The organism is Arthrobacter sp. E1SS-5 (assembly GCF_057073715.1).
This window is the reverse complement of the sequence record NZ_CP172703.1, coordinates 2,769,377-2,792,252: the sequence shown is the minus strand read 5'-3', so window position 1 is coordinate 2,792,252 and position 22,876 is coordinate 2,769,377. Positions and strand designations below refer to the sequence as shown.

14 protein-coding genes are annotated in these 22,876 nt (G+C 63.0%); 10 read left to right on the top strand and 4 right to left on the bottom strand.

What is annotated here, in order from left to right; all coding sequences use genetic code 11:
* Positions 1–31 precede the first annotated feature (31 nt).
* Positions 32–4,885: an NAD-glutamate dehydrogenase gene (locus ACIGJD_RS12940; protein ID WP_483686530.1), complete on the top strand. Its 4,854-nt coding sequence runs from the start codon at positions 32–34 to the stop codon at positions 4,883–4,885.
* 27 nt (positions 4,886–4,912) lie between these two features.
* Positions 4,913–6,379 carry a sensor histidine kinase gene (locus ACIGJD_RS12935; RefSeq protein WP_483686529.1) on the top strand — a complete coding sequence of 489 codons (1,467 nt, stop codon included), beginning with the start codon at positions 4,913–4,915 and terminating at the stop codon, positions 6,377–6,379.
* A 146-nt stretch (positions 6,380–6,525) separates the two neighbouring features.
* On the opposite strand, the gene ACIGJD_RS12930 is transcribed toward ACIGJD_RS12935, so the two are convergent.
* Positions 6,526–6,774 (bottom strand): WhiB family transcriptional regulator, encoded by a 249-nt coding sequence (locus ACIGJD_RS12930; RefSeq protein WP_003804966.1) that lies wholly within the window; start codon positions 6,772–6,774, stop codon positions 6,526–6,528.
* 229 nt (positions 6,775–7,003) lie between these two features.
* On the opposite strand from ACIGJD_RS12930, the gene ACIGJD_RS12925 reads away from it, so the two are divergent.
* Positions 7,004–7,477 (top strand): hypothetical protein, encoded by a 474-nt coding sequence (locus ACIGJD_RS12925; RefSeq protein ID WP_483686528.1) that lies wholly within the window; start codon positions 7,004–7,006, stop codon positions 7,475–7,477.
* Positions 7,478–7,537: 60 nt separating this feature from the next.
* Here the strand turns inward: ACIGJD_RS12925 and ACIGJD_RS12920 are convergent, their stop codons facing one another.
* Positions 7,538–11,653 (bottom strand): FtsK/SpoIIIE domain-containing protein, encoded by a 4,116-nt coding sequence (locus tag ACIGJD_RS12920; RefSeq protein ID WP_483686527.1) that lies wholly within the window; start codon positions 11,651–11,653, stop codon positions 7,538–7,540.
* A gap of 180 nt (positions 11,654–11,833) precedes the next feature.
* On the opposite strand from ACIGJD_RS12920, the gene ACIGJD_RS12915 reads away from it, so the two are divergent.
* From ACIGJD_RS12915 to ACIGJD_RS12890, 6 genes are all read left to right on the top strand, one after another.
* A complete protein-coding gene (locus tag ACIGJD_RS12915) occupies positions 11,834–12,418 on the top strand; it encodes an acyltransferase (protein ID WP_483686526.1) in 585 nt (194 codons plus the stop codon).
* A 124-nt stretch (positions 12,419–12,542) separates the two neighbouring features.
* Entirely contained in the window at positions 12,543–13,730 is a 1,188-nt protein-coding gene (gene glf, locus ACIGJD_RS12910; protein WP_483686525.1) for a UDP-galactopyranose mutase, read from the top strand.
* Positions 13,727–15,751: a glycosyltransferase gene (locus ACIGJD_RS12905; RefSeq protein ID WP_483686524.1), complete on the top strand. Its 2,025-nt coding sequence runs from the start codon at positions 13,727–13,729 to the stop codon at positions 15,749–15,751. Before glf ends, ACIGJD_RS12905 begins: the two co-directional genes overlap by 4 nt.
* On the top strand, positions 15,748–16,629 hold the full coding sequence (locus ACIGJD_RS12900) for an ABC transporter permease (protein WP_483686523.1): 882 nt from the start codon (positions 15,748–15,750) through the stop codon (positions 16,627–16,629). Before ACIGJD_RS12905 ends, ACIGJD_RS12900 begins: the two co-directional genes overlap by 4 nt.
* Complete coding sequence (locus ACIGJD_RS12895; RefSeq protein ID WP_142133299.1) at positions 16,630–17,355, top strand: ABC transporter ATP-binding protein; 726 nt, start codon at positions 16,630–16,632, stop codon at positions 17,353–17,355.
* 63 nt (positions 17,356–17,418) lie between these two features.
* Positions 17,419–19,479 (top strand): DUF6541 family protein, encoded by a 2,061-nt coding sequence (locus ACIGJD_RS12890; RefSeq protein ID WP_483686522.1) that lies wholly within the window; start codon positions 17,419–17,421, stop codon positions 19,477–19,479.
* A 95-nt stretch (positions 19,480–19,574) separates the two neighbouring features.
* Here ACIGJD_RS12890 and ACIGJD_RS12885 read toward each other — a convergent pair whose 3' ends face one another.
* Positions 19,575–20,792, bottom strand: a complete 1,218-nt coding sequence (locus ACIGJD_RS12885) for a lipopolysaccharide biosynthesis protein (RefSeq protein WP_483686521.1) — start codon at positions 20,790–20,792, stop codon at positions 19,575–19,577.
* Positions 20,793–20,937: 145 nt separating this feature from the next.
* Between ACIGJD_RS12885 and ACIGJD_RS12880 the strand changes: the two genes are divergently transcribed.
* On the top strand, positions 20,938–21,861 hold the full coding sequence (locus tag ACIGJD_RS12880; RefSeq protein WP_483686520.1) for a glycosyltransferase family 2 protein: 924 nt from the start codon (positions 20,938–20,940) through the stop codon (positions 21,859–21,861).
* On the opposite strand, the gene ACIGJD_RS12875 is transcribed toward ACIGJD_RS12880, so the two are convergent.
* The gene (locus tag ACIGJD_RS12875) at positions 21,858–22,862 is read right to left on the bottom strand and encodes a glycosyltransferase (RefSeq protein ID WP_483686519.1); all 1,005 of its coding nucleotides are present in this window, start codon (positions 22,860–22,862) and stop codon (positions 21,858–21,860) included. The genes ACIGJD_RS12880 and ACIGJD_RS12875 overlap by 4 nt on opposite strands.
* Positions 22,863–22,876: the final 14 nt, after the last annotated feature.

The following is a 22,876-nucleotide window of genomic DNA, read 5'->3' as shown; positions in this document are numbered from 1 at the left end:
GCGGCGAATATCTCTGATGGAGGCGTTGTCGATGTCGTCTGGATCCAGTGTGGAGGACCAGCCCCTCTCCATTGAAGGCCTTGAGGGTTTCATGGGGGACTACTACCAGCACCTGGCTGAGGAGGATGCGCGCACCTACCCGCGCGATGTGCTGGAAACCCGGGCTGAAGAGCACCGCCGCGCAGCTTCAGTGCGGCAACCCGGACAGGCGAGGATCTCGATTGCCGACGAGGAAGACAGCAGCGTCATCTTTGTCGTTACCGACGACATGCCATTCCTGGTGGATTCGGTAAACGCCGAACTTGTCCGGCAGCACGCAGCCATCAAGCTCGTCGTCCACCCGCTTTTCGTGGCTACCCGCAACCGGGAAAGCGGTGAGCTGGTCAAGGTCAACAGGGTTCCGGCACACCTCGGGATTTCCAGCGGCGACACCGCCGCGATGCCCAACCTTTCCCACCTGATCGCCCAGGGTGAGAACGCCTCCCACATGGAGTCGTGGATCGCCGTCGAAATCCAGCGCGTCCCGGACGAAACGAAGACGTCGCTGCTCGAGGGCCTTACCCGCGTGCTGAACGATGTCCGGGCCGCCGTGGAGGACTGGCCCAGGATGCGCCAGAAGGCGCTGGAAATCGCCGAAAGCCTGGACCGGGTGGCAAATTCTGTACAGATTGCCGAACTCCGGCAGGCAAAGGACCTGTTGCGGTGGCTGGACGATGGGAACTTCACGTTCCTCGGCTATCGCGAATACGACCTGCTCAACGTGGACGGGGAAGACGTCCTCGAATTGCGCGAGGACAGCGGACTCGGGCTGCTGCGCGCCGCCGCGGACTCCCCGCACATTCAGCACCTGACCGACACCGGCCGCAAAAAGGCACGGGAAAAGCGTGCGCTCGTCATCACCAAAGCCAACTCGCGTTCCACCGTTCACCGGTCCGCCTACCTGGACTACATCGGCGTCAAAAGCTTTGATGCTGCGGGGAACGTCAACGGCGAGCGGCGCTTCATCGGACTCTTCGCCACCAGCGCCTACGCCGGTTCCGTCCGCGACATTCCCATTGTCCGGGAGAAGGTGGACGCCGTGTTGCAGAACGCGGGTTTCCCGCCGGATTCGCACTCCGGCAAGGACCTGCTGGGAATTTTGGAAACCTATCCCCGCGACGAGCTGTTCCAGATCGAAGTCCCAGACCTTGCCGCCACCGCCCTGGGAATCCAAAAGCTGCAGGAACGGCGGCGCACCCGCCTGTTCCTGAGGCCCGACATCTACGGCCGCTTCATGTCCGCGGTCGTCTACCTGCCCCGCGACCGCTACACCACCAACGTCAGACTCCGCATCGAACAGGAACTGCGGGAAACGTTCCAGGCAGTCTCGATCGACTACGAAGCGCGGATGACCGAATCGGCCCTCGCGCGGCTCTTCTTCCGTATCCGCTTGCCCAAGGACGCCGACGTCAGCCATGTCAACAGCGATGAGCTGGAAAAGCGGCTGGTCCGGGCGGCAAGGTCGTGGAGCGAAGGCATCGCGGAAGTCCTGCGTGAAGGGCGTGACCCGGCCGAAGCCAAGGAACTTGCCGCCGTCTGGGCCGAGGCGTTCCCAGCCAGCTACCGGGTGGACTACGAAGTAGAGGACGCGCTGGAGGATATTGCCCGCTTTGAGAAGTACGGGGCTGCGGCCGAGCGGAGCACCGGCGCACAGCAGGACCGGCCCGGCGTGCATGTGTACCTTCCCGAAGGTGCCGGTGCCACGCTGGAGGAGGATGCCCGGGTCAAGCTATACATGCTGGAGCCCAAGAGCCTGAGCCAGATCCTGCCGTACTTCCACAACCTTGGACTTGAAGTCCTGGACGAGCGCCCGTTTGAAATCGAAACGGCGGACCACCGGGACTTCTTCCTTTATGACCTGGGCCTCAAGTACCCGGGAGCAGTGGACCCGATGTCCACGGGCGAGTTGCTGGCTGAGTCCTTTGGCGCGGCCGTCACCGGTGCCGCGGAATCGGACAGCTTTGACCGGCTGGTGCTTCGGGAAGGCCTGCACTGGCGGCAGATCACCGTGCTGCGGGCCTACGCCCGCTACATGCGCCAGATGGGCAACAGCAGCTCCTTCGGCTTCATGGCGGACACGCTCCTTGCCAATCCGGACGTGACCAGGGGCCTGACCGCGCTCTTTGCGGCCCGCTTTGACCCGGCACTGGGTGAAGACAGCCGTGCAGAGGCCCAGGGATCCGTGCGGCAGGAACTGGCAGCCTCCATCGAAAAGGTTGCAACGCTCGATGCCGACCGCGTGCTGCGGACCTTCGTCAACCTGATTGAGGCGACCCTCCGCACCAACTTCTACCAGGACAAGCCGCACCTCAGCTTCAAGCTGGATCCGGCGCAGATCGAAGGGCTGCCTTTCCCGCGGCCGATGTTCGAAATCTGGGTGTACGCTCCCCGGGTGGAAGGTGTGCACCTTCGGTTTGGCAAGGTGGCGCGCGGCGGGCTCCGCTGGTCGGACCGGCGGGAGGATTTCCGGACCGAAATCCTTGGCTTGGTCAAGGCGCAAACCGTCAAGAACGCCGTGATCGTGCCCACGGGGGCAAAGGGCGGCTTCTTCGCCAAGCAACTCCCGGATCCGTCCACGGACCGTGCCGCCTGGATGGCTGAAGGCGTCGAAAGCTACAAGACGTTCATCCGGGGGCTGCTGGACCTTACCGACAACCTCCTGACCGAAGGTGACGGCCAGCGGCTTGTGCCGCCGTCGAACGTTGTCAGGCATGACGACGACGACTCCTACCTTGTAGTTGCCGCGGACAAGGGTACGGCTACTTTCTCTGACATCGCCAACGGCCTGTCAGCGGAGTACGGCTTCTGGCTGGGCGACGCCTTCGCCTCGGGCGGCTCCGTGGGCTACGACCACAAAGCCATGGGCATCACGGCGCGCGGCGCCTGGGAATCGGTGAAGCGGCACTTCAGCGAGCTGGACCTGGATACCCAGACGGAACCGTTCACCGTGGTGGGGGTGGGTGACATGTCCGGGGATGTCTTCGGAAACGGAATGCTCCTGTCCCGGCACATCCGTCTGCTTGCCGCATTCGACCACCGGCACATCTTCCTGGATCCGGATCCGGATGAGGAATCCTCTTTTGCGGAGCGGCAGCGGCTGTTCGAGCTGCCCCGGTCCTCCTGGGACGACTATGACAAGTCGCTGATCAGCGAAGGCGGCGGGATCTTTGCCCGCCAGGCCAAGTCCATCCCGGTATCCGCGCAGGTGCGCACCGCCCTGGGGTTGCCGGCGGACACCACTGAACTCAGCCCGCCGGAACTCCTGCGTGCCATCCTGCTGGCACCGGCCGACCTGCTGTACAACGGCGGAATCGGGACCTACGTCAAGGCAAGCTCAGAGTCCAACGCCTCTGTGGGGGACAAGGCCAACGACGCGATCCGCGTCAACGGCCGCGACCTGCGGGTCAAGGTGGTAGGCGAGGGTGGGAACCTGGGTATGACGCAGCGCGGCCGCATCGAGGCAGCCCTGCAGGGTGTCATCCTCAACACGGATGCCATTGACAACTCCGCGGGCGTGGACTGCTCGGACCACGAGGTCAACATCAAGATCTTCGTGGACCGGATGGTCGCTGCCGGCAAGCTGCCCGCCGATGAACGGGCGGACTTCCTGGCCTCGATGACCGACGAGGTGGGCCGTCTGGTCCTGGAAGACAACATCGACCAGAACATCCTGCTCCTGAACGACCGCACCCGGGTGGCGGAGTGGAGCCCCAGCTATGAACGGCTCATGGACTGGCTGGAGAAAACCGCGGACCTGAACCGGGACCTGGAGGCACTGCCAACCACGGAAGCCCTTCGGGAGCGGCTGCAGCAAGGCCAGGGACTGACCTCTCCGGAGCTGTCGGTGCTGGCCGCCTACGCCAAGATCGAGCTGGCGTCGGCCCTGCGGGACAGCGACCTCGCGGACGATCCGTGGTTCCGTGGGACGCTGCGTTCCTACTTCCCGCACCAGGTGCGCGAACGATTCGACGCCGAGCTGGACACGCATCCGCTGCGCCGCGAAATCATCGCCACCGTGGTGGCGAACGACATGATCAACCTCGGCGGCATCACCTTCGCCTTCCGGGTCATGGAGGAAACATCGGCCAGCGAAGTGGCGGTGGCCAAGGCTTTCGTAGCCCTGCGCGAGGTGTACGAACTCGACGCGATGGTGTCGGAACTGAACAGCCTGCCCGCTTCGTTCCCCACCGAGCACTGGAGCGCCGTCCACCTGGACATCCGCCGGCTCCTGGACCGGGCAGTCCGCTGGCTGCTCAGCCAGGAAAGTGTCTCGCGCCCCATCGCCGAGGTGGTGTCCGAGTTCAAGCCGCTGATGGATCCGATGCGGGCCCGGCTGCTCGACTATCTGCGCGGCGATGACCGCGAGCGGGTGGCGGCATGGCTGGCCAAGGGCCGCGAGTGGCAGCTTCCCGAAGACCTTGCCCTGCGCTGGGCCGAGCTGTTCGAGAGCTTCGTGCTGCTGGACATCGCCAAGATCGGCCGCTCCCGGAAGGACCCCGTCGAGGAGATTGCGGCTGTTTATTACACAGTATTCAACCGCTTCCACGCGGACTCGCTGCTGGAACGGATCAGCAGCCTGCCCCGGCAGGACAGGTGGCAGGCCCTGGCCCGGGCTGCCTTGCGCGATGACCTCTACTCGACAGTGTCGGATATGACGACGGCGGTGCTGGACGCCACGTCCGCCGCTGAGTCGCCCGACGCGCGGCTCAAGGATTGGGAGGCCCAGAACGCCGAGCAGCTGGGCCGGGCCAAGAGCATGTTCGATGAGGTGAACGCCCTGGAGGCCGACGACATGGCCTCACTGTCGGTAGCATTGAGGCTCTTGAGGTCAATCGTCCGACGCTAGCAAGCCGGCGTCGCAAATGGAGGTGCAGTGGCAATCTTTACGGACCCCATCAGGGAACACGCTGATTTCGGGCCGGGCGATGCCGAATGGCTGCACCTCCTGGTGGGGGACTGGCAGATGGTGGCGGACCTGGCGTTCGCCGACCTGGCGCTGTGGTTCCCCCACCCGGAGCTTGGCTACATTGCCCTGGCACACGTGCGGCCCTCCACCACCCACACCGCGTTCCACAGCGACTTTGTGGGCGAAGGCATCAGGTCCGATCTGCAACCACTTGTGGACAAGGCGTGGAACAGCAGGACCATCGAGCGTTCCAGCGAAACGAACTGGAACAGCGAGATGGCCCTGCGGGTGGAAGCCGTCCCCATGGTCCGCAACGGCAGGACACTTGCGGTGGTCACCACGCACATGGACTTGTCCAGCTCCCGGATGCCGTCCCGGCTGGAACTGACCTACCGCCAGTGCGCGTACGACCTCCTGCGGATGGGAACCCTGGGCCTGTGGCCGGACTTCGCTTCGCCCACGGGGTCACGCCGGGGTGCTCCCCGCGTGGGGGACGGGCTGATCAGGCTGGATGCCGACGGCGTGGTGCAGTACGCCAGCCCCAATGGTGTGTCGGCCTTTCGGCGGTTGGGTGACGGCGAGTCTTTGGAGGGCCGGTCGCTCGCGGAGGTTACGGCCGGCCTGCTGAAGGACCGCCGGATGGTCGATGAAACCCTGCCGCTGGTGGTGACCGGGCGCATGCCGTGGCGCAGCGAAATTGAGTCCCGGGGGGTGAGCCTGTCCCTGCGGGCCATTCCGCTCCGTGATGAGCAGCAGCGGTTTGGCGCGCTGGTGCTCTGCCGCGACGTCTCCGAACTGCGTCGTCGTGAGATGGAGTTGGTGACCAAGGACGCCACCATCCGGGAAATCCACCACCGGGTCAAGAACAATCTCCAGACGGTGGCTGCGCTCCTGCGGATGCAGTCCCGCCGCATGGTGAGCGACGAGGCAAAGCAGGGCTTGGAACAGGCGATGCGGCGTGTTGCCACCATTGCGCTGGTTCACGAGACCTTGTCGCAGGGCCTCACCCAGAGTGTGGATTTTGACGAGCTGATCGGGCGCCAGTTCCGGCTGTCCGCAGAGGTGGCGTCTCCCTCCCAGCAGGTCCGGACCGAACGGGCGGGCACATTTGGCGAACTTCCCAGCGATCTCGCAACCCCGCTTGCCCTGGTCATCAACGAACTGGTGACCAACGCCGTGGAGCACGGGCTTGAGGGAAGGGCGGGAACAGTTTGGCTTGTTGCCGACCGGTCCGAAGGCGAGGACGGCGAGGAGCTGACGGTAACCATTGCCGACGACGGCGTGGGACTTCCCGAAACCCCGCACGTTGAGGGACTGGGCCTGCAGATCGTGCGGACTTTGGTCACCAGCGAACTGGGCGGCACCATCACGTGGCAGCGCCGCGGGGGCGGCGGAACCGAAGTCAAGATCCGGCTGAGCCTGGCCGGCAAGTAGGGCACGGCCTCCCTGCCAGCGCACGCCGGCAGGAAGGCCATCACCGGCAAAAGAACAGACAAAGGCCCCGGGACAATCCAATGCGGATAGTCCCGGGGCCTCTGTCTTAGCTATTCTGGGCTCTTGCCCTGCCGTTGGGGGCCTTACTAGGAGGCGCGGCGTGCACGGGCAGCGCGCCGTTTCAGGGCGCGGCGCTCATCTTCGCTCATGCCGCCCCAGACACCGGCATCCTGGCCGGATTCCAGCGCCCACTGCAGGCACGTGTCCACGACGGGGCACCGCCGGCAGACGCTCTTGGCTTCCTCAATCTGCAGGAGGGCCGGCCCTGTATTCCCGACGGGGAAGAACAGTTCCGGGTCCTTGTCGAGGCACGCTGCGCGATTACGCCAATCCATGCTGATCAGTTGCTCCATTTCTGGGGATTGCCTTTGTGAAATTATTCACTAGTGGCTACAAAGGAAAAGGGCCCTCTGGGCCCCCTTGGTCATCTGCATCAAGCCTGTCATGTTAACGCTGTGTAAACAAGGGGTAATAACGCCCGAAATCCCACGAAACCTGAGCGATGCATCACAGTGTCGGCCGGCGCCTTCACCAGTGTCCGACTATGTCCGGTAGGGTGCCAGTGTGTCAAGACCCCCGGTGAACCCAGCAGGTACCCCCTCTTCTCCCGATAACTCCAGCGGAGGCACCGATCGCCCGGCGACGGTGCCGGGCGGGGCCAAGGTGGTAGCGATTGTGGCAGCTGCCGAGGCTTCCGCGCTCCTGGTGGCAGCGGGGTGGTACGCCTACGAGTTGCTGTCCGGGAGCCCCGTCCTGTCCTTCTGGGGCGCGGTCTTCACCTTGGGCCTCCTGCTGGCCTTCTCCGCCTGGCTCTATGCCGTGGCTGTCTTTCTCTACCGGGGCTTCCGCTGGACCAGGGCGGCCGCCCTGGTGGCCCAACTGTTCGTGCTGACCATCGGAGTACCGGCAATAACCAGCGGCCTGGTCGTCGCAGGGCTCGCAATGGTGGTTCCGGCGGTCATCGCCATCGTTCTCCTGTTCTCCAACAGGGTGATAAACCATGCCTCCCGCACAGGGACCGCGCCGCCCACCCTCTGACCTGCTGCCTTCGCCTTCCCAATCCGTGGCTTTCATGTTTAGGGGTGGTGAAGCCCGCTCTCACGTTCCCGCCCAGGCCACCTGAAGGGGGCAGGACCGGCCGCCTGAGATCAGCACGCCGCGGCCGGGCGGGGGATTCGGCTCGCTTTCGAAGCGGGTCCCGAACAGGTCGCCGTCAGCTGGTGAGCGCGGACAGAGCAGCAGCCCAATGCCCGATGCCCTGGAGTCCATGACCAGCGGAACGCGCTGGAGGAGCGCCGGGCTGAAAGCGGCGGTGACCACGGCTGGGTAGCCGAGGGCATTCAGGCGGCCGAGGTCGCGTACTGCGGGTGGGGTAAGCAAATCCACATCATCAACAAGGAGAATTGACCCTCGGGGCATCTTTCCTGCCTCGGCCTGCACCAGCAGCCCAGCCCAAAAACTTCCGGCCGCGTCCGGCGGGTCGGGACAGGTGCACCAGGACAGCTCCGGGTTGAGCGCCTTGAGTGCGTGCAAGGCATTGGTCTTGCCGCTTCCGGTGCTGCCGAGGATCGCCATGGCACCGCCGCGGGGCAGCCGAAAAGACAGCGGAGCAACTTCGTCCCCGGATACTCCGAGGAGGATCCCGCGCCGGCGTCGGTCGCTTCCGGAGGGCGCTGTTCCTGCCAACGCGGAACGGGGCCCTCTGTCAACCCCTTCCTGGCCTCCGTCAACCCCATCTTGGCTTGGTGATGACTGTTCGGGGACATGACCAACCCGCGTTGACTCTCCCAACGCTGCAACCTGCCTGACCGTGATTGTCGCCGGGAGGGGTTCCACCCGGAATGGGGGCGATGCGGCAGGCAGGTTATTGGGGATGCCGGCGATGCCTGGGGCAGAGGTGCGGTAAAACTGGCACGCTGCGGGGCCTCCGCCGGAGACAGGGCCAAAGACTGCTGCCCGGCCCTGGACGGCCGGGACCGAGGGCAGCCGTGGCCACATCCCCCGGCTTTCTTCCGTGGAACCGGCCGGAAAATAGAAGCGGTTGGGAAGGGTGCCAAAGAACCTGGCCATTACCAGTTCGCGCTCGCCGGAGAGCAGCAGCGTGATTCCTGCCCTGGCGCCGTCACGAACGAGGTCGTGGACCAGGTCCTCAGCCCAGGCCAACGGTCCCGACCGGAAGGCTGAAACCCAGGATCCCCAACCGGAGATGACGAGGACCAGGGGTGTAGGGCTGCCGGATGGACTGCTCAGCCGCTGCCTAAGTTCCCGCGCCAGCCGCTCCAGGATGCGTACTCCCCGCCGCAGCTCATGCAGTCCAGCATGAGCGCCCGTCCTGGCTGCCCGGGCCAGCGGCAGAAAGCCTCCCGCGGCGTCCAGCAGATAAAAGTGTGTTTCAGCAGGGGTGAGCATCAGTTTGTGGACGGCCAGTTCCAGGCCTTCTCCGGCGCCGGATGCGGCACTGCCGATGAATGCAACGTGACCGTGGTGGGCGGGGCTCCACACCAGGGCCTCTACTTTCTGCTTTTCAGGTCGATCCATCAAGCCCAGCGGTACCCGGCGGGCCGACGGCAGAGGTTCCACCCCGCTGGGGTTGGTGGTTGCCGGGCCCCGGAAGGGGAAGGGGTCACCCGGAGCTGGTTCTTCCAGTTGCTCCGGCAAGGGCGGAGCTACAGGCCTCCGTGGCAGGGCCTTTTCCTGGCCGGCCCACAGGTTCCGCACCATGGTTGTCAGCGGTTCCACCACCCCCGCGGGGGTTGGCACAGCGGCTGGCCCAGGGCCGGGTTCGTCGCCGTGGGCGCCGAGGTAGTCAGTTGTCCGGTGGACTGCAACGGCGGCGGGACGGGTCACCCCGGCAGGTGGGGCCAGGGAAGCTGCCTGGAACTCCTCTGCCGCCTCCGCTCCGCGGGTCAGGAAGGCGCGGCCCGGCGAGTCGACACTGATGGCAGCGGCGGCCTTCGAGTTGACGATATCCACCGACTCCATCTCCGACTGCACGCGAAGGGCAATGCTCGAGGTGACGTTGGCACGGATGTCCGCCGTCAGGGCGCCCTGCGGTCGCTGCGTTGCCATCACCAAGTGGATGCCGAGCGACCGCCCGATGGCTGCAATCCGCAGCAGTTCACGCAGTGCTTCCGGGGCGTCGTCAACCAGCATCCGGAACTCGTCGATGACAATAACCAGATGGGGGAGGACAAAGTCCCGGGCCGCAGGTGTGGAGCGGTAGGCGGAAATGTCCGGGACGCGGGCGGCTGAAAGGCAACTCTCCCGAAGTCGCACTTCGGCGCGGAGTGACGTCAGCGTCCGGTCCATTTCGCCATTGGAAAGGTCCGTCTGCAAGCCGACACAGTGCACAAGGTTGCCCAGCGGGCCCAGTCCTGAACCGCCCTTGAAATCGATGAAGAAGAAGTTGACCCGTTCCGGCGGGTGGCTCAGGGCGAGGGCAAGGGTGAGGCTCCGGAGCAGTTCCGACTTTCCCGAACCGGTGGTTCCTGCGACCAGAAGGTGGGGTCCGTCGGCATGGAGGTCGATGTACTTCGTTCCGGCTGCACTCAGTCCCAGTGGTGCAGCCAGCCCGTCATCCTGTTCGCTGGAGTTCCAGCGGTCGGCGGTGGCCTCCGGAGTGAGGGTCAGGACCTGTTCGAGGCTGCACGCAGCCGGCACACCCGTGCCCGGTTCCCTGCCCCGGGAGTGTTCGCCTGCCAGTCGCCGGCAAAAACGGGTGAACACTTCTTCCGGCACCAGGTCAGGGACGAAGACCGTCTCGCGGAGGTCCAACAGTGCCACCGAGTGTCGTTCGGATAGAAGGACATCGGGTGCGGGCCGTTCCCCTGCGTCCGGAAGGAAATGCAGAACCTGCCACCCGTGCCGGAGTGCTGCTTCGCGGACCCGGTTTTCAGCCTCAAGGGTGGAGGTTTCTCCCCGAATCAACAGAACCCCGCGCTCGCAGCCCGACGGATGGTTGCTGGTCACGACCCTGAGCCCGGCACTGGCTGTTGCCGTGAGCGTCACCCGGGAAAGGTACCGGGCAGCGAGTGGAAGGGTTCCCGCCATCCCGTGGACGACGACGTGGGTGGTGCACGCGCGCGGGTACCCCGCCAGTTGCATGAGGAGGGCGCGGATGACCCCGTCGGTGGCAAACCGCGGGCCGCCCACCGTGGTGAGCGGGCGGCCCGGGTCGAGCAGGAAAGGCGCTGTTCCAGCCGATGGAACCACTTGGGCAGCGCCAATCGGATCGACCCGGACGTTCGGTGCCTGCTCTGCCTGGCCCACCCGCAGCCAGATGCCATCCGTGCCCGAACCGTCACAGGGCATCTCCTTTCCCCGGTCCCCTGCCAACGCTACGAGCGACAGGGGAGGGGCGCACCGCCGTCGGCGTTCTCTGTCTTCCTCGACAGCAGCATCCACGGCGTCGGACAGTTCCCGCTTCTGCCGCCTTCCGGTGAGTGCGGTAACCAGGACTGGGAACGCGGACGCCAGGGAAAAGGCGAGGAACATCCACATGCCGGTGAGCGTAGCGAGCAGCACCCCGATTGCCAGGGGCAGAACTGCGGTGACAAGGACTACAGGACGGTTACCGGCGTCGACCCGGCCCGCTACCACGATCGGGTCAGCCACCGACTTTCCAGCATCTGCCAGGACCCGGACAGGCAGTTCTGCAAAGACCAGTGACAGGTTCGACTGCCCACACCTGATGCTGGAGTCCGTGGAGATGACCGTGCTGCGGATCCGCTCTCCGTTGACGTATGTCCCGTTGGCACTGTCCAGGTCGACCAACATAATGTCCGTCTCCGTAACGACCACGCGGGCGTGTTCGCGGGAAAGCTCCGGATCCGGAATGACTATCCTCGTGCCGCTGCGGCCAATGCTGTAGCTGCCACGCTGGAGCCGGACAATCGTCCCCGCTGCCGCGCCGCTGTCAACCGTGAGGGCCAGCGGAGCCGAAGGACCGCCGCCCCGTGGACGTTGAGGCCGAAGCCTCAAAGGTGCGGTGCCGCCATCGACAAGGATGGCCGCCTCCACCAGCGGTGGTACGCCCAGCACCAGGGAGCATAGATCTTTCCCGTCCACAGTGACAGCGCCTGTGCCGAACTTGCGTACCAACTGCTGGTGAATCACGGAGCCGGACGTGCCAAACGGGGCATGGATGGATAGTTCCACAGGTGGCTGGACCTCCGGTGATCCCGGGGCGCCAACCAGCGTGCAGTTGAATGTCATGGTGGGGATCCTTCATGTATTTACCCACACGCTAGCCACGGCCGGTATGACGGGGCAGGCACTTCACGTGCTATGTGGATAAACGTGTGGTTTCCGGTCTCCCCGTAACGTGAGAGGGCGGTTAAGATCGCTACACCCTGGACCTGGCCACCGCGGTCCGAGAGCTGCGAAGGAGTCCCCTTGACCACGATCGCTGACAGCGCGGATGTTGATGCCGGAGCCCGTATCGGGGCAGGCAGCAAGGTGTGGCATCTGGCACAAGTGCGGGAGGCAGCACGCCTGGGGGAGAACTGCGTCATCGGCCGCGGCGCTTATATCGGGCCTGGGGTGGTCCTGGGGGAGAACTGCAAGGTCCAGAATTACGCGCTGGTGTACGAGCCCGCAGTCCTGGAAGCAGGTGTCTTTATTGGTCCGGCAGCGGTGCTGACCAACGATGTCTTTCCCCGCGCTGTTACCCCCCAGGGCGCCCTCAAGACCGAGGACGACTGGAACAAAGTGGGTGTTACCATCCGGCAGGGGGCCGCTATCGGGGCGCGGGCAGTCTGCATAGCACCCCTTACCATTGGCGCGTGGGCCACGGTGGCGGCAGGCGCCGTCGTCACCAAGGACGTGCCGGACTTTGCGCTCGTTGCCGGGGTACCCGCGCGTCGTATTGGCTGGGTGGGGAGGGCCGGCCAGCCGCTCCGGCAGGAGGGCGGGCAGTGGATCTGCCCCGGGACGGGGGAGGCCTACATCGAAGACGACGGGACACTGCGCCTTGCCTGACGGACGGCTGTGTCCCGGCTCACAGCCGACGGGCTGATTCGACGGCCTGTGCAGTCCCTCGGGTAGGCTAGAGCAGCAGACAATGCGCACCATTGCGCTGCCCGCATTCGAACCAGGAGATTTTGTGACCGCTGACCTCGTCATCGTAGGGTCCGGCTTTTTTGGCCTGACAATCGCAGAACAGGCCGCCACTGAGCTCGGCCTGAAGGTCGTCGTCATCGACCGTCGCCATCACATCGGCGGAAACGCGTACAGCGAAAAGGAAGAGCAGACCGGGATTGAAATCCACCGGTATGGCGCCCATCTTTTCCACACCTCCAACGAGCGGGTGTGGGAGTACGTCAACAGGTTTACCACCTTCACTGACTACGTCCATAAGGTCTATGGCGTCCACAAGGGCGAGGTCTATTCGCTGCCGATCAACCTGGCCACAATCAACCAGTTCTTCCGGGCCAACCTCACCCCCGGCGAGGCCAGGGACCTCATCAAGGAACAGGCCGGCGAACTGGCCGGAACGGACCCGCAAAATCTGAATGACAAGGGCATCCAGCTCATTGGCCGCCCGTTGTACGAAGCGTTCATCAAGCACTACACCGGCAAGCAGTGGCAGACGGACCCCAAAGACCTTCCGGCGGGCATAATCTCCCGGTTGCCCGTCCGTTACAACTACGACAACCGGTACTTCAACGACAAGTACGAGGGCCTGCCGACCAACGGCTACACCGCATGGATCGAAAAGATGGCGGAGCACCCCAACATCGAGGTGCGGCTCAACACGGACTTCTTCGACGAATCCCACGAGTACAGCAAGAACAAGGTTGTGGGCAACATCCCGGTCGTCTACACCGGCCCTGTTGACCGCTACTTCGACTACGCCGAGGGCGACCTGTCCTGGCGCACCATCGACTTCGAGGAAGAAGTCCTGGAGATGGGTGACTTCCAGGGCACGTCCGTTGTGAACTACAACGACGCCGATGTTCCCTACACCCGCATCATCGAACCCCGCCACTTCCACCCGGAGCGCGACTACCAGACCGAAAAGACGGTCATCATGCGCGAGTTCTCCCGTTTTGCCGAAAAGGGCGACGAGCCCTACTACCCTGTCAACACCTCCGCGGACAGGGAGCGCCTGCTCAAGTACCGCGACCTGGCAGCGGCAGAGAAGGATGTTCTGTTCGGTGGCCGGTTGGGCACCTACAAGTACCTGGACATGCACATGGCCATCGGAGCCGCGTTGAGCATGTTCGATAACAAGATCAGGCCGCACTTCGAAAGCGGCGTACAGCTTGAAAGCGGGGGAGTCGACGCATGAGCGTCCCTACCGACAACAAGACGAAGAAGTCCGTGAAGTCTGACCGGGCGGGAAGCCCGCAGGCGTGGCAGACGCTTCAACGCGTGATCCTGCCCAGTGCAAGCCAGATGGATACGGTTCCCCTGTACATGGACATGGGCACCGCTACCGGTATCCAACTGCCTACTGCCGGGGACCGTGACGGGAAGGCCAGCAAGGCCCGGACCATCAGCAGCCCCACCAAGGAAGCCCACGTGGAAGACTTCCTTTCACGCCACTCAACGTCTGTCCGCTCAGGCGAGCGGGTGTCCTTCGGTTCCTACTTCAATGCATTCCCGGCCAGCTATTGGCGGCGGTGGACCACCGTGGACAAGGTCAGGCTGCAGGTCCGGACCCAAGGGACCGGCTCCGTCATCGTGTACAAGTCGAATGCGCGCGGGTCCCTGCAGCGGGTGGACACCCGCAGGGTTGAAGGCACGGCGGAAAGCACCTTTGAGCTTTCGCTCGCACCCTTCGGTGATGGCGGATGGTACTGGTTTGACTTGCTCGCTGGTACAGAGCCGTTGATCATGCTCGACGCCGAGTGGCAGGGAGCAGCGGTTGAAACAACTCCGGGGTCCGTCACGCTCCAAATCACCACGCTGAACAAGACGGACTTCTGCCTGAACAACCTGCGCCTCCTTGCGGAAAGCGAAGAAGCACTTGCCCACGTGCAGGAAATTCTGATTGTGGACCAGGGGACGCAGAAGCTTGCCGACGCAGAAGGCTTCGACGAAGTTAAGCGGTCCCTCAACGGCAAGCTGCGCATCATCAACCAGTCCAATCTGGGTGGCTCGGGCGGGTTCGCCCGCGGCATGTTTGAAGCCGTAGAGAACGGCAGCGACTACGCCCTGTTGATGGATGATGACGTGGTTGTCGAACCGGAGAGCATCATTCGACTGCTGACTTTCGCGGATCGGTGCAAGACGCCGACTCTCGTCGGCGGTCATATGTTCGACCTCTACAACCGCACCGTGCTGCACACCTTCGGCGAGGTGGTCAATCCTTACAGGTTCCAGCCATCGCTCCCCAGCGAGGACATGATCCTGGGTCACGACTTCCTGTCGTCCAACCTTCGCCAGACCCCCTGGCTGCACCGGCGTTGCGACGTCGATTACAACGGCTGGTGGATGTGCCTCATCCCCACCCAGGTAATCCGCGAAATCGGACTGTCACTCCCGCTGTTCATCAAGTGGGACGATTCCGAGTACGGGCTGCGGGCCAAGGCCGCCGGCTACCCGACAGTGTCCTTGCCCGGCTCGGCTGTCTGGCATGTTTCATGGATCGACAAGGACGACCTTGTTGGCTGGCAGGCCTACTTCCACGCCCGCAACAGGGTGGTCGCCGCGCTCCTTCACAGCCCCTACGAGTTCGGCGGCAGGGTCATCAAGGAGTCGCAGTACGCCGACGTCAAGCACCTCGTCTCAATGCAGTACGCCACTGCGCAGGGCCGGCAGTGGGCGTTGGAAGATGTGCTGAAGGGCCCGGATGCCCTGCCAGGGCTGCTGTCTGCCAAGCTGCCGCAGATCCGCGACATGATGTCTGCACACTCTGACGCTGTTTTCCGGCCAGACCCGGAGGACTTCCCTGCGCCGAAGATGGATAAGCCGCCACGCCGCGGCCACGGCCCCTCCCAGCCGGGCAAGCTGACGCTCCTTCCCTGGGCCGCAAAGACCGTTGTCAGGCAACTGGCGAGCCCGGTCAAGGGCACCAGCGCCGAGCGCCCGCAAACGACAATTGCGCACCAGGACAACCGGTGGTGGCGGATGGCACAGTATGACAGTGCCGTGGTGTCCAATGCCGAGGGGACAGGGGCCTCCTGGTACCGGCGTGATCCCCAGCGGCTGCGGAAGATGCTGGCCGAAAGCGCCAAGCTCCACTCTGCCCTGCTGAAGGAGTGGCCTGCTCTCAGTAAGAAGTACAAAGCCGCCGTTTCCGAGCTGACCTCCATGGAGTCCTGGAGGAAGACGTTCGAGCAACACACCCAGAACGAGATCAAGTGAGCGCAATCGCATCCGGGGAGTTGACCACTCCCGGGCTGGGCGGTGGGCTGCGCGACATCAGGCAGTCCGGGTTCCTGCTCAAGCTGCTGGTCCGCAAGGAACTCAAGGTGCGTTACCGGGGCTCTGTGCTGGGCCTTCTCTGGTCGTACGTGAAGCCAGGGGTGCAGTTCATTGTTTTCTATGTGGCCTTGGGGGTTTTCCTCGGCCTTGAGCGGAGCGCGCGGAACCCGGAAGGGCTTTCAAACTATGCGGTCTACCTGTTCTCCGGCATTGTTCTCATCAACTTCTTCACCGAGGCCCTGGGCAACGCTGCGCGGTCGATAGTCAATAACGGAAACCTCATCAAGAAGATCTACCTTCCGCGCGAGCTCTTCCCCGTTGCTTCGGTCTGGGTGTCGGCTGTGCACTTCTTCCCACAGCTGGTGGTGCTGGTCATCGGGTGTGTCCTGGCCGGCTGGCATCCCAACCTCATTCAATTGCTGGCTGCGGTTGCGGGTTTCGTTATCGTCGCTCTGCTCGCCACTGGACTTGGTCTCCTGTTCGGGGCGGCCAACGTCTACTTCCGGGATTCGGAGAACCTGGTGGACATGCTCCTGATGGTCGCCACCTGGGCTTCCCCCGTGATGTATGCATGGTCCATGGTCCAGGCCAAGCTTGGTGCCGGGTGGTTCGCCGTCTACCAGGCAAACCCGATCACTATCGGGGTGGAGCTTTTTCATTATGCGTTCTGGTTCCCCACAACGGACGGATCCGTGGCCATGCCGCCGAATCTCTTCAGTCTCTGGCTCTTTGTGGGACTGGGCGTGGCGCTGGTCATCCTCCTCTTGGGCCAATTCACCTTTCGGCGCCTTGAGGGCCGTTTCGCGCAGGAGCTCTAAGTGGTCAAGGCAATTGAAGTTTCGGATATCAGCAAGCAGTTTGTCCTGCGCCACACACGGTCTATCAAGGAAGCCGTCGTTTGGCTGATAAAAGGGCGCAAGGGGGATCTTTCCGAAAAGTTCCATGCCCTGAAAAACGTATCTCTTGACGTCGAGGCAGGGGAGACTGTGGCGCTCCTGGGCCTGAACGGTTCAGGCAAATCCACTCTCCTCAAGCATATTTCGGGAGTAATGCTTCCCGACACCGGAACGGTGAAGACGCGGGGCCGGGTTGCCGGACTCATCGAAGTAGGTGCCGGCTTCCACCCCGACCTCTCCGGGCGGGACAACGTGTTCCTTAACGGTGCCATCCTGGGAATGACCGAGCAGCAGATCAAGGAGAGGTTCGACGATATTGTCGAATTTTCCGAGATCGGCCAGTTCATCGATACCGAGGTCAAGTTCTATTCTTCCGGGATGTACCTGCGCCTGGCTTTTTCGGTTGCTGTGCACACAGACCCGGAAGTCTTCCTGATCGACGAGATCCTCGCGGTGGGTGACGAGCCTTTCCAGCGCAAATGCATCGATAAGATCCAGGAACTGGCGCACGAGGGAAAGACGCTGGTTGTGGTAAGCCATGACTTGGACCTCGTTTCCCGCATTTGTGACCGGGGAATCCTGATGGAGCACGGTAACGTGAAATTCGATGGACCCATCCATGAGGCCGTCTCGATTCTGAGGGCCTGACGGGCGTTGTCCGCAGCAGGGCAACGGTTGCGTTCACTTTTTGATTGACCACAGCGGCACGAGGTGCCGCTTCGGCTGGCGTGCCGACAACTTTTCGGAGGATTTTTGTCCTGGTTTGACGCAGTACCGCAGTTTCTCCTTGCAGTGGCTCTGCTATTCATTCCGGGACTTGCCGTTGGCTTGGCTGCGCGGCTTGGCACACCGCGGGCGGTCGCGGCAGCTCCGGGCGTTAGCGTCTCTGTCATCGGTGTGGCTGCCATCGCCGCACCCTTTGTTGGAGTCACGTGGTCGCTGTTGCCGGTGGTGGCGGTAACCATCGGGATGGCCGCAGTAGCCTTTGCAGCTTCCGTTTTGCTTCGAAAGAGAGCCAAACCGGTTGAGTTTGCTGCTGACGACAGGCCGCGCCACTGGATCGTCGCATCTTTAGCGGCAGCAGCCTTGGCAGCATTCCTGATAGGGCGCAGGCTCCTGAACGCCATCGGGTCGCCTGAGTCGTTCTCGCAGACCTTCGATAACGTCTTCCACTTGAATGCGGTACGGTACATTCTCGATACTGGGTCCGGTTCCTCCCTCACCCTCAACGCCATGACAGGTGCGGGGTCGTATCCCGCCGCATGGCACGACGTGGTGTCCCTGCTCGTGAGCGCCGGTGGTGGGGAAATTACGTCGGCGGTGAATGCCGTCAACATCATCGTCGCTGCCCTGGTGTGGCCGCTTGGATGCATTTATCTCGCGCAGACGTTCTGGGGACGCCGTCCCGCGGTCAGCATCACGGCAGGTGTGCTGTCTGCCGCCTTTGGCGCGTTCCCCATCTCCCTCCTGGATTTCGGAGTCCTCTACCCGAATTTCCTGGCGGTGGCCCTGCTGCCCCTGGTGTTGGCCCTGGGAGTGGACGCCCTTGGCTTGTCCGCCGTGTCCTACGGTTCCAGGATTATGAGCCTGCTTCTGTTGCTGGCTGTTCTTCCCGGTATGGCCCTCGCCCATCCCAGCGCCGCCATGGCCTGGCTTGCGTTGATGTTGCCTCCCGCCTTTTACGTCTACGTCCGCGTCTTCGCGGAAACCATCAGGTCCCGGAGGGGCAGGGGGCGGCTGATGGTGTCGGCCGCCTTGGGGCTGGCTCTCATTGCCGCCGTCGTACTGATCCGCCTTCTGTGGGACGTCGTGCGTCCCCCTGCGGAGGCTGCCTTCTGGCCACCGGTGGAGACGACGGGCCAGGCCCTCGGGGAACTGATTGCCAGCTCAGCGATCGGGCGCCCTGTTGCATGGGCCGTCATGGCGCTGACGCTCCTTGGCGTCTACCTGATCATCCGTTCCGGCCGCAAGGTATGGCTGCTGGGAACTTACCTTGTCGCGGCAGCTCTCTTCGTCGTCGTCAGTTCCTTTCCTGCGGACGACTTCCGGCTGTCTCTCACCGGTATCTGGTACAACGACCCGCCACGCCTGGCCGCACTCCTGCCATTGGTGACCATCCCGCTGGCCTGCAGGGGCGCCGTCGAGGTCTGGTGCTGGTTGTCCTCCGCCCTGGCGCTGGCTGCCGGCTTCCTGAACAAGAGGCGGCCAAGCCAAACCTTAGAGGGGGCAACCACGAGGAACAGGCTGCGTCCCGCGGTTCTCCTCACCGCTGCGGGGATCGTCATGGTTGTGGCTTTGGCAGCGGCCACTCAACGCGGCAACGTCAGCCAGGCGCAAGCTTCGATGGCAGGATCCTATCGGTTGTCGGAGAATTCGCCGCTGGTCTCCACTGATGAGCTGGCGCTCATCAAACGCCTGCCCGGAGAAGTACCCAAAGATGCCCTCATGGTCGGGAATCCCTGGAATGGCAGCTCGCTCGCCTACGCCTTCGCTGACCGCAAGCTCGTCCAGCTGCACATCCTAAGTGCTGTTCCGCAAGGCGCAGCGCCGCTACTCAACGGGCCTGTCCCTTCCAAGGACGATCCTGCCGTGTGCCCCACGGTAGAAAGCCTGAAGATCGAGTACATCCTCGACTTCGGGCACCGTGAAGTACACGGCCGGGACAGTGGCTACAAAGGACTGGACGCTCTCATAGCTGCAGGTTTGGCCACGCTCGAGGACTCACAGGGTGAAGCCAAGCTCTACAGGCTTGACCTGTGCCCTGCTCCTTAGTGCTGGCAGCGGAAGTTTGAGGATTGGTCCTCAAAGTAGCGTTCCGGCCCACTGTTTGAGGCCTTCCCGGACCATGGGTGGGGCGCCACTTGTCGCTATCTACGAAGATAACGCTGGAGTACATAAACCTGGAATGCGGCAACCGCCACTTCCGAAACTGCCATTCCCCAGATCACTCCGGCCACACCAAAGTTTGCTGCCCCCAACAGGATTAATGGGGTGCCAAGAACGGCCCCAACCAAAGTTGACCTCGCCAACTCCCTGGCCTTGCCAATGGGTACCAGGCATGCAAGCCCAATGACTTGTGACACGGCAACGGCTGCAAAACTCATACCAACGGGAACACTCAGGTTAAAGCCGAAATTGTTTGGTCCAGGAACCAAGAGCTGAGCGGCCCAGGGTCCTGCCGCCGCGAGAACAGAACCACCGACAATCCCCAGTACTGGGGCAAGTTGCGCCGCCCGTCTGATCCTATGGGTCGTGGAGCCAGTACCCGCCTCCGGAATCCAACCTTGAACGAACTGCAGAACCGGGGAGAAAGCCGTGACCGAGAAGCGAAAAAGACGATCTGCGATGGCGTAGCTCGCCAATTGCGCGGGAATTACCATATTCACCGCCACCATGGGCAGGTTGACGTAGAAGCTTCCAGTGGCTGCCGTGATGACCCCGTGCCGCTGCTGCGCCATTTGGTGGAAAGAGTTCCGCGGGGAAAAGTTGGGCACCAGTTGGCCGCGACCATCCCGAAGTATCACACTGGAACTGATCACAACAGCGCAAATGTTGAAGACCAATTGCGTGATGACCAGTAACGTGAAATCCCCGGTCATCACCAGAACGCCCACGCCTGCCACCGTACCGAGCAGCTGGGGAAGGGCATCAAAGAGGAACAGCCTCATGGGCCTGCCCTCGCCGACAAAGTACCAGGAAGCTCCGACGAATGGCATGAGGTAGGCGGCTGAAGCGATGGAAACAAACACAGCTTCCCGGGGGCGCAGCACTGCCAGGACGACCATCATGACAGGAGCCACCGCGAGCAGGAGGTAGGTGCGGGTAATGAGCGAGTCCAAAAAAAGCTGAGGCCGATCCTTGCGGTCATGGGAGGCTACAAGACCTGGACCTATTGTTCCCCAGCCGAAAGCAACGATGACACCAAACAGGGTTGCGAGCGTCTGCACGAGAACCTGCACCGCCCACGCATCGGCACCCACCACCCTCGTGATGATTGGAATCGCGAGAAGACCGACGACAGTTCCTGCTCCAACGGTGAGAGCGAAGGTACCCATGCGAAACAGGGCGGCCATGATTGCCTTCATGACGCTTAGACCAACCTTTCGATCCCAGGCGCAGGTTAAGCGCCAAAGTCTCCAGCTTAGAGCAGCGAGGGCTCTGCCGCTCCGCAAGCCCACGCCGGTCCACTAAGCTGTATTGGTAACTCGCACCGCAAAGTCAGGATGGTCCATGTCCGTAGCAGCCGTAGTTGTGTCCTTCAATAGACTGGATTATCTGAAGAAGTGCCTCACGGCATTGGAGGAGCAAACTCGGCCACTGGATGAGATCATCGTGGTCGAAAATGGCTCCACTGACGGCAGTGCCGATTACGTACGGCAAAACCACCCAGGCATCACACTCTTTGAAACCGGGGCGAATCTGGGTGGGGCCGGCGGATTCGCTTGGGGTCTTGAGCTTGCCTTGAAGCATGGGCACAGTCTCGCCTGGTTGATGGACGACGACGCCGAGCCCAGAAGGGATGCATTGGCGCCCCTCGTTGCTGCGATGGAGAGCGAACCGCGGCCAGGATTTGCCGCGCCGCTTGTTGAAGACGAGACCGGAGCGGTTGTCCAAGGGAACCTTCCAGCAGTGTCGACAGACGCGAATGCTCAGCTTGTCGCCCGGAAGCTGGGGGGCATTGCGCTGACGCACACCACGTTTGTAGGAGCCCTTGTCGATCTCAAGCTTTCGGCGGCGATGCCCCTTCCCTATGCAGACTTCTTCATTTGGTTTGACGACGTTGAATACACCAAGCGCTTGGCCCGTACCTCCTTCGGCATCCACATAGTCGAGGCGCGCATGAAGCACCCCAATAACGCCGGTAAAAAGGACATGGGCGGGCGCCTTTACTACTACCTGCGAAACCAGTTGTGGATCACCCGCCTCAACCCTCGGCCGTGGTCGCTTACTCAGCGTCCGCTCTTCAGGCTTGCGGAGTTGTCAGTACTGGCGCTCCATCAGTTCAAGATTGCTGGAAACAAGCGGCTCTGGGTCTCGAGCACCGCACGGGGCCTCGCCCATGGGATGGTCCGCATGCCCGAAGCGCTCCAGCCGGGCGACCTGTTCGCCACCCTGCCGCCCGAGAAACAGAAGCAGTTCAGTTCCCGGCCCTAGCGGCACCAAGGCCGGACAACGGTGCCGAGCAGGATCTCCAGGACCCTCATCATGGGTACGTTCCTGCGACGCCAACCGCCGGCCAGAAGCTGCACAAGCCGTATGCTGCGGGGCTTGGCATATACATCCAAGGCTTCGGTCAGGTCGGCCGGGAAGGGTTGCCCCGCTGGCTGACCACGCTGCAGGAGCGTACGGGCCATTAGCGTCCGCCAGCCCAGCCCCGTCTTGTAAATGATCCTGCAAATACTCCGGGGGGAGGCCTTGCCTTCGTAGCGGCGGACGAACCGGAAGGTGTTCCGGACCGAGCCGACAAGGCTCTGGCTGGATTCCCCGACTACGTTGCCGCCATGTTGGACGTAATCCTGCAGCACGGAGTCTTGGATCCGGATGCCATTTCCGGCCATGGCGCAAAGTGCGATCCAGTGGTCGTGGTACTGGGACGGCGCAGCCAGGGACGGAAAAGGCAGCGCCAAGTCGAGGACTTCGCGGCGAAAGGCACACAGCGAGCCGGTGACTTGATTGTTGGCGAAAAGATCGGCTGCGCCAACATTCTTCCGGTCTGTCAACTCGCCTTTGGCTGGGTCGGGATCCGTCATTGAAATTTCCGCTGACACTACCCGCGCCTGACAGGTCACAAGCGCGCAATCGTCCAGGTACGGCAATAGCTTGGTCAGCTTCTGGGGATACCAGTAGTCATCCTGGTCGCTGAGGGCAACCCAGCGGGCTTCCGCCGGAACTTTCTGCAGCGCCCGCTCAAAGTTGTGATGGAACCCGAGCCTGTTGTCGTAACCGAGTACGCGGAAACGGTCATCGTCGCCGCACGTGCGCTTCACGATGTCCTGAACCCGTTCGAAGTTGCCGTCAACTGAGATAAGGCATACGAACTCTTTATGCGTCTGTGCCTGGATGGACAGAAGTTGGCGCGCGAACATCGCTTCATCAGGCTCGTAGGCGGCTAGAGCCACCGCTCCGTATGATCCCGCAAAGGTTTGGGCAGACAAGGGCGGAGTTGAAG

Bases quoted from the DNA above. Each gene is read 5' to 3' on its own strand.
- ACIGJD_RS12885 (WP_483686521.1), bottom strand. From the start codon at position 20,792: ATGAAGGCAATCATGGCCGCCCTGTTTCGCATGGGTACCTTCGCTCTC.
- ACIGJD_RS12930 (WP_003804966.1), bottom strand. From the start codon at position 6,774: ATGGATTGGCGTAATCGCGCAGCGTGCCTCGACAAGGACCCGGAACTG.
- ACIGJD_RS12905 (WP_483686524.1), top strand. From the start codon at position 13,727: ATGAGCGTCCCTACCGACAACAAGACGAAGAAGTCCGTGAAGTCTGAC.
- ACIGJD_RS12940 (WP_483686530.1), top strand. From the start codon at position 32: ATGTCGTCTGGATCCAGTGTGGAGGACCAGCCCCTCTCCATTGAAGGC.
- ACIGJD_RS12880 (WP_483686520.1), top strand. From the start codon at position 20,938: ATGTCCGTAGCAGCCGTAGTTGTGTCCTTCAATAGACTGGATTATCTG.
- ACIGJD_RS12920 (WP_483686527.1), bottom strand. From the start codon at position 11,653: ATGACATTCAACTGCACGCTGGTTGGCGCCCCGGGATCACCGGAGGTC.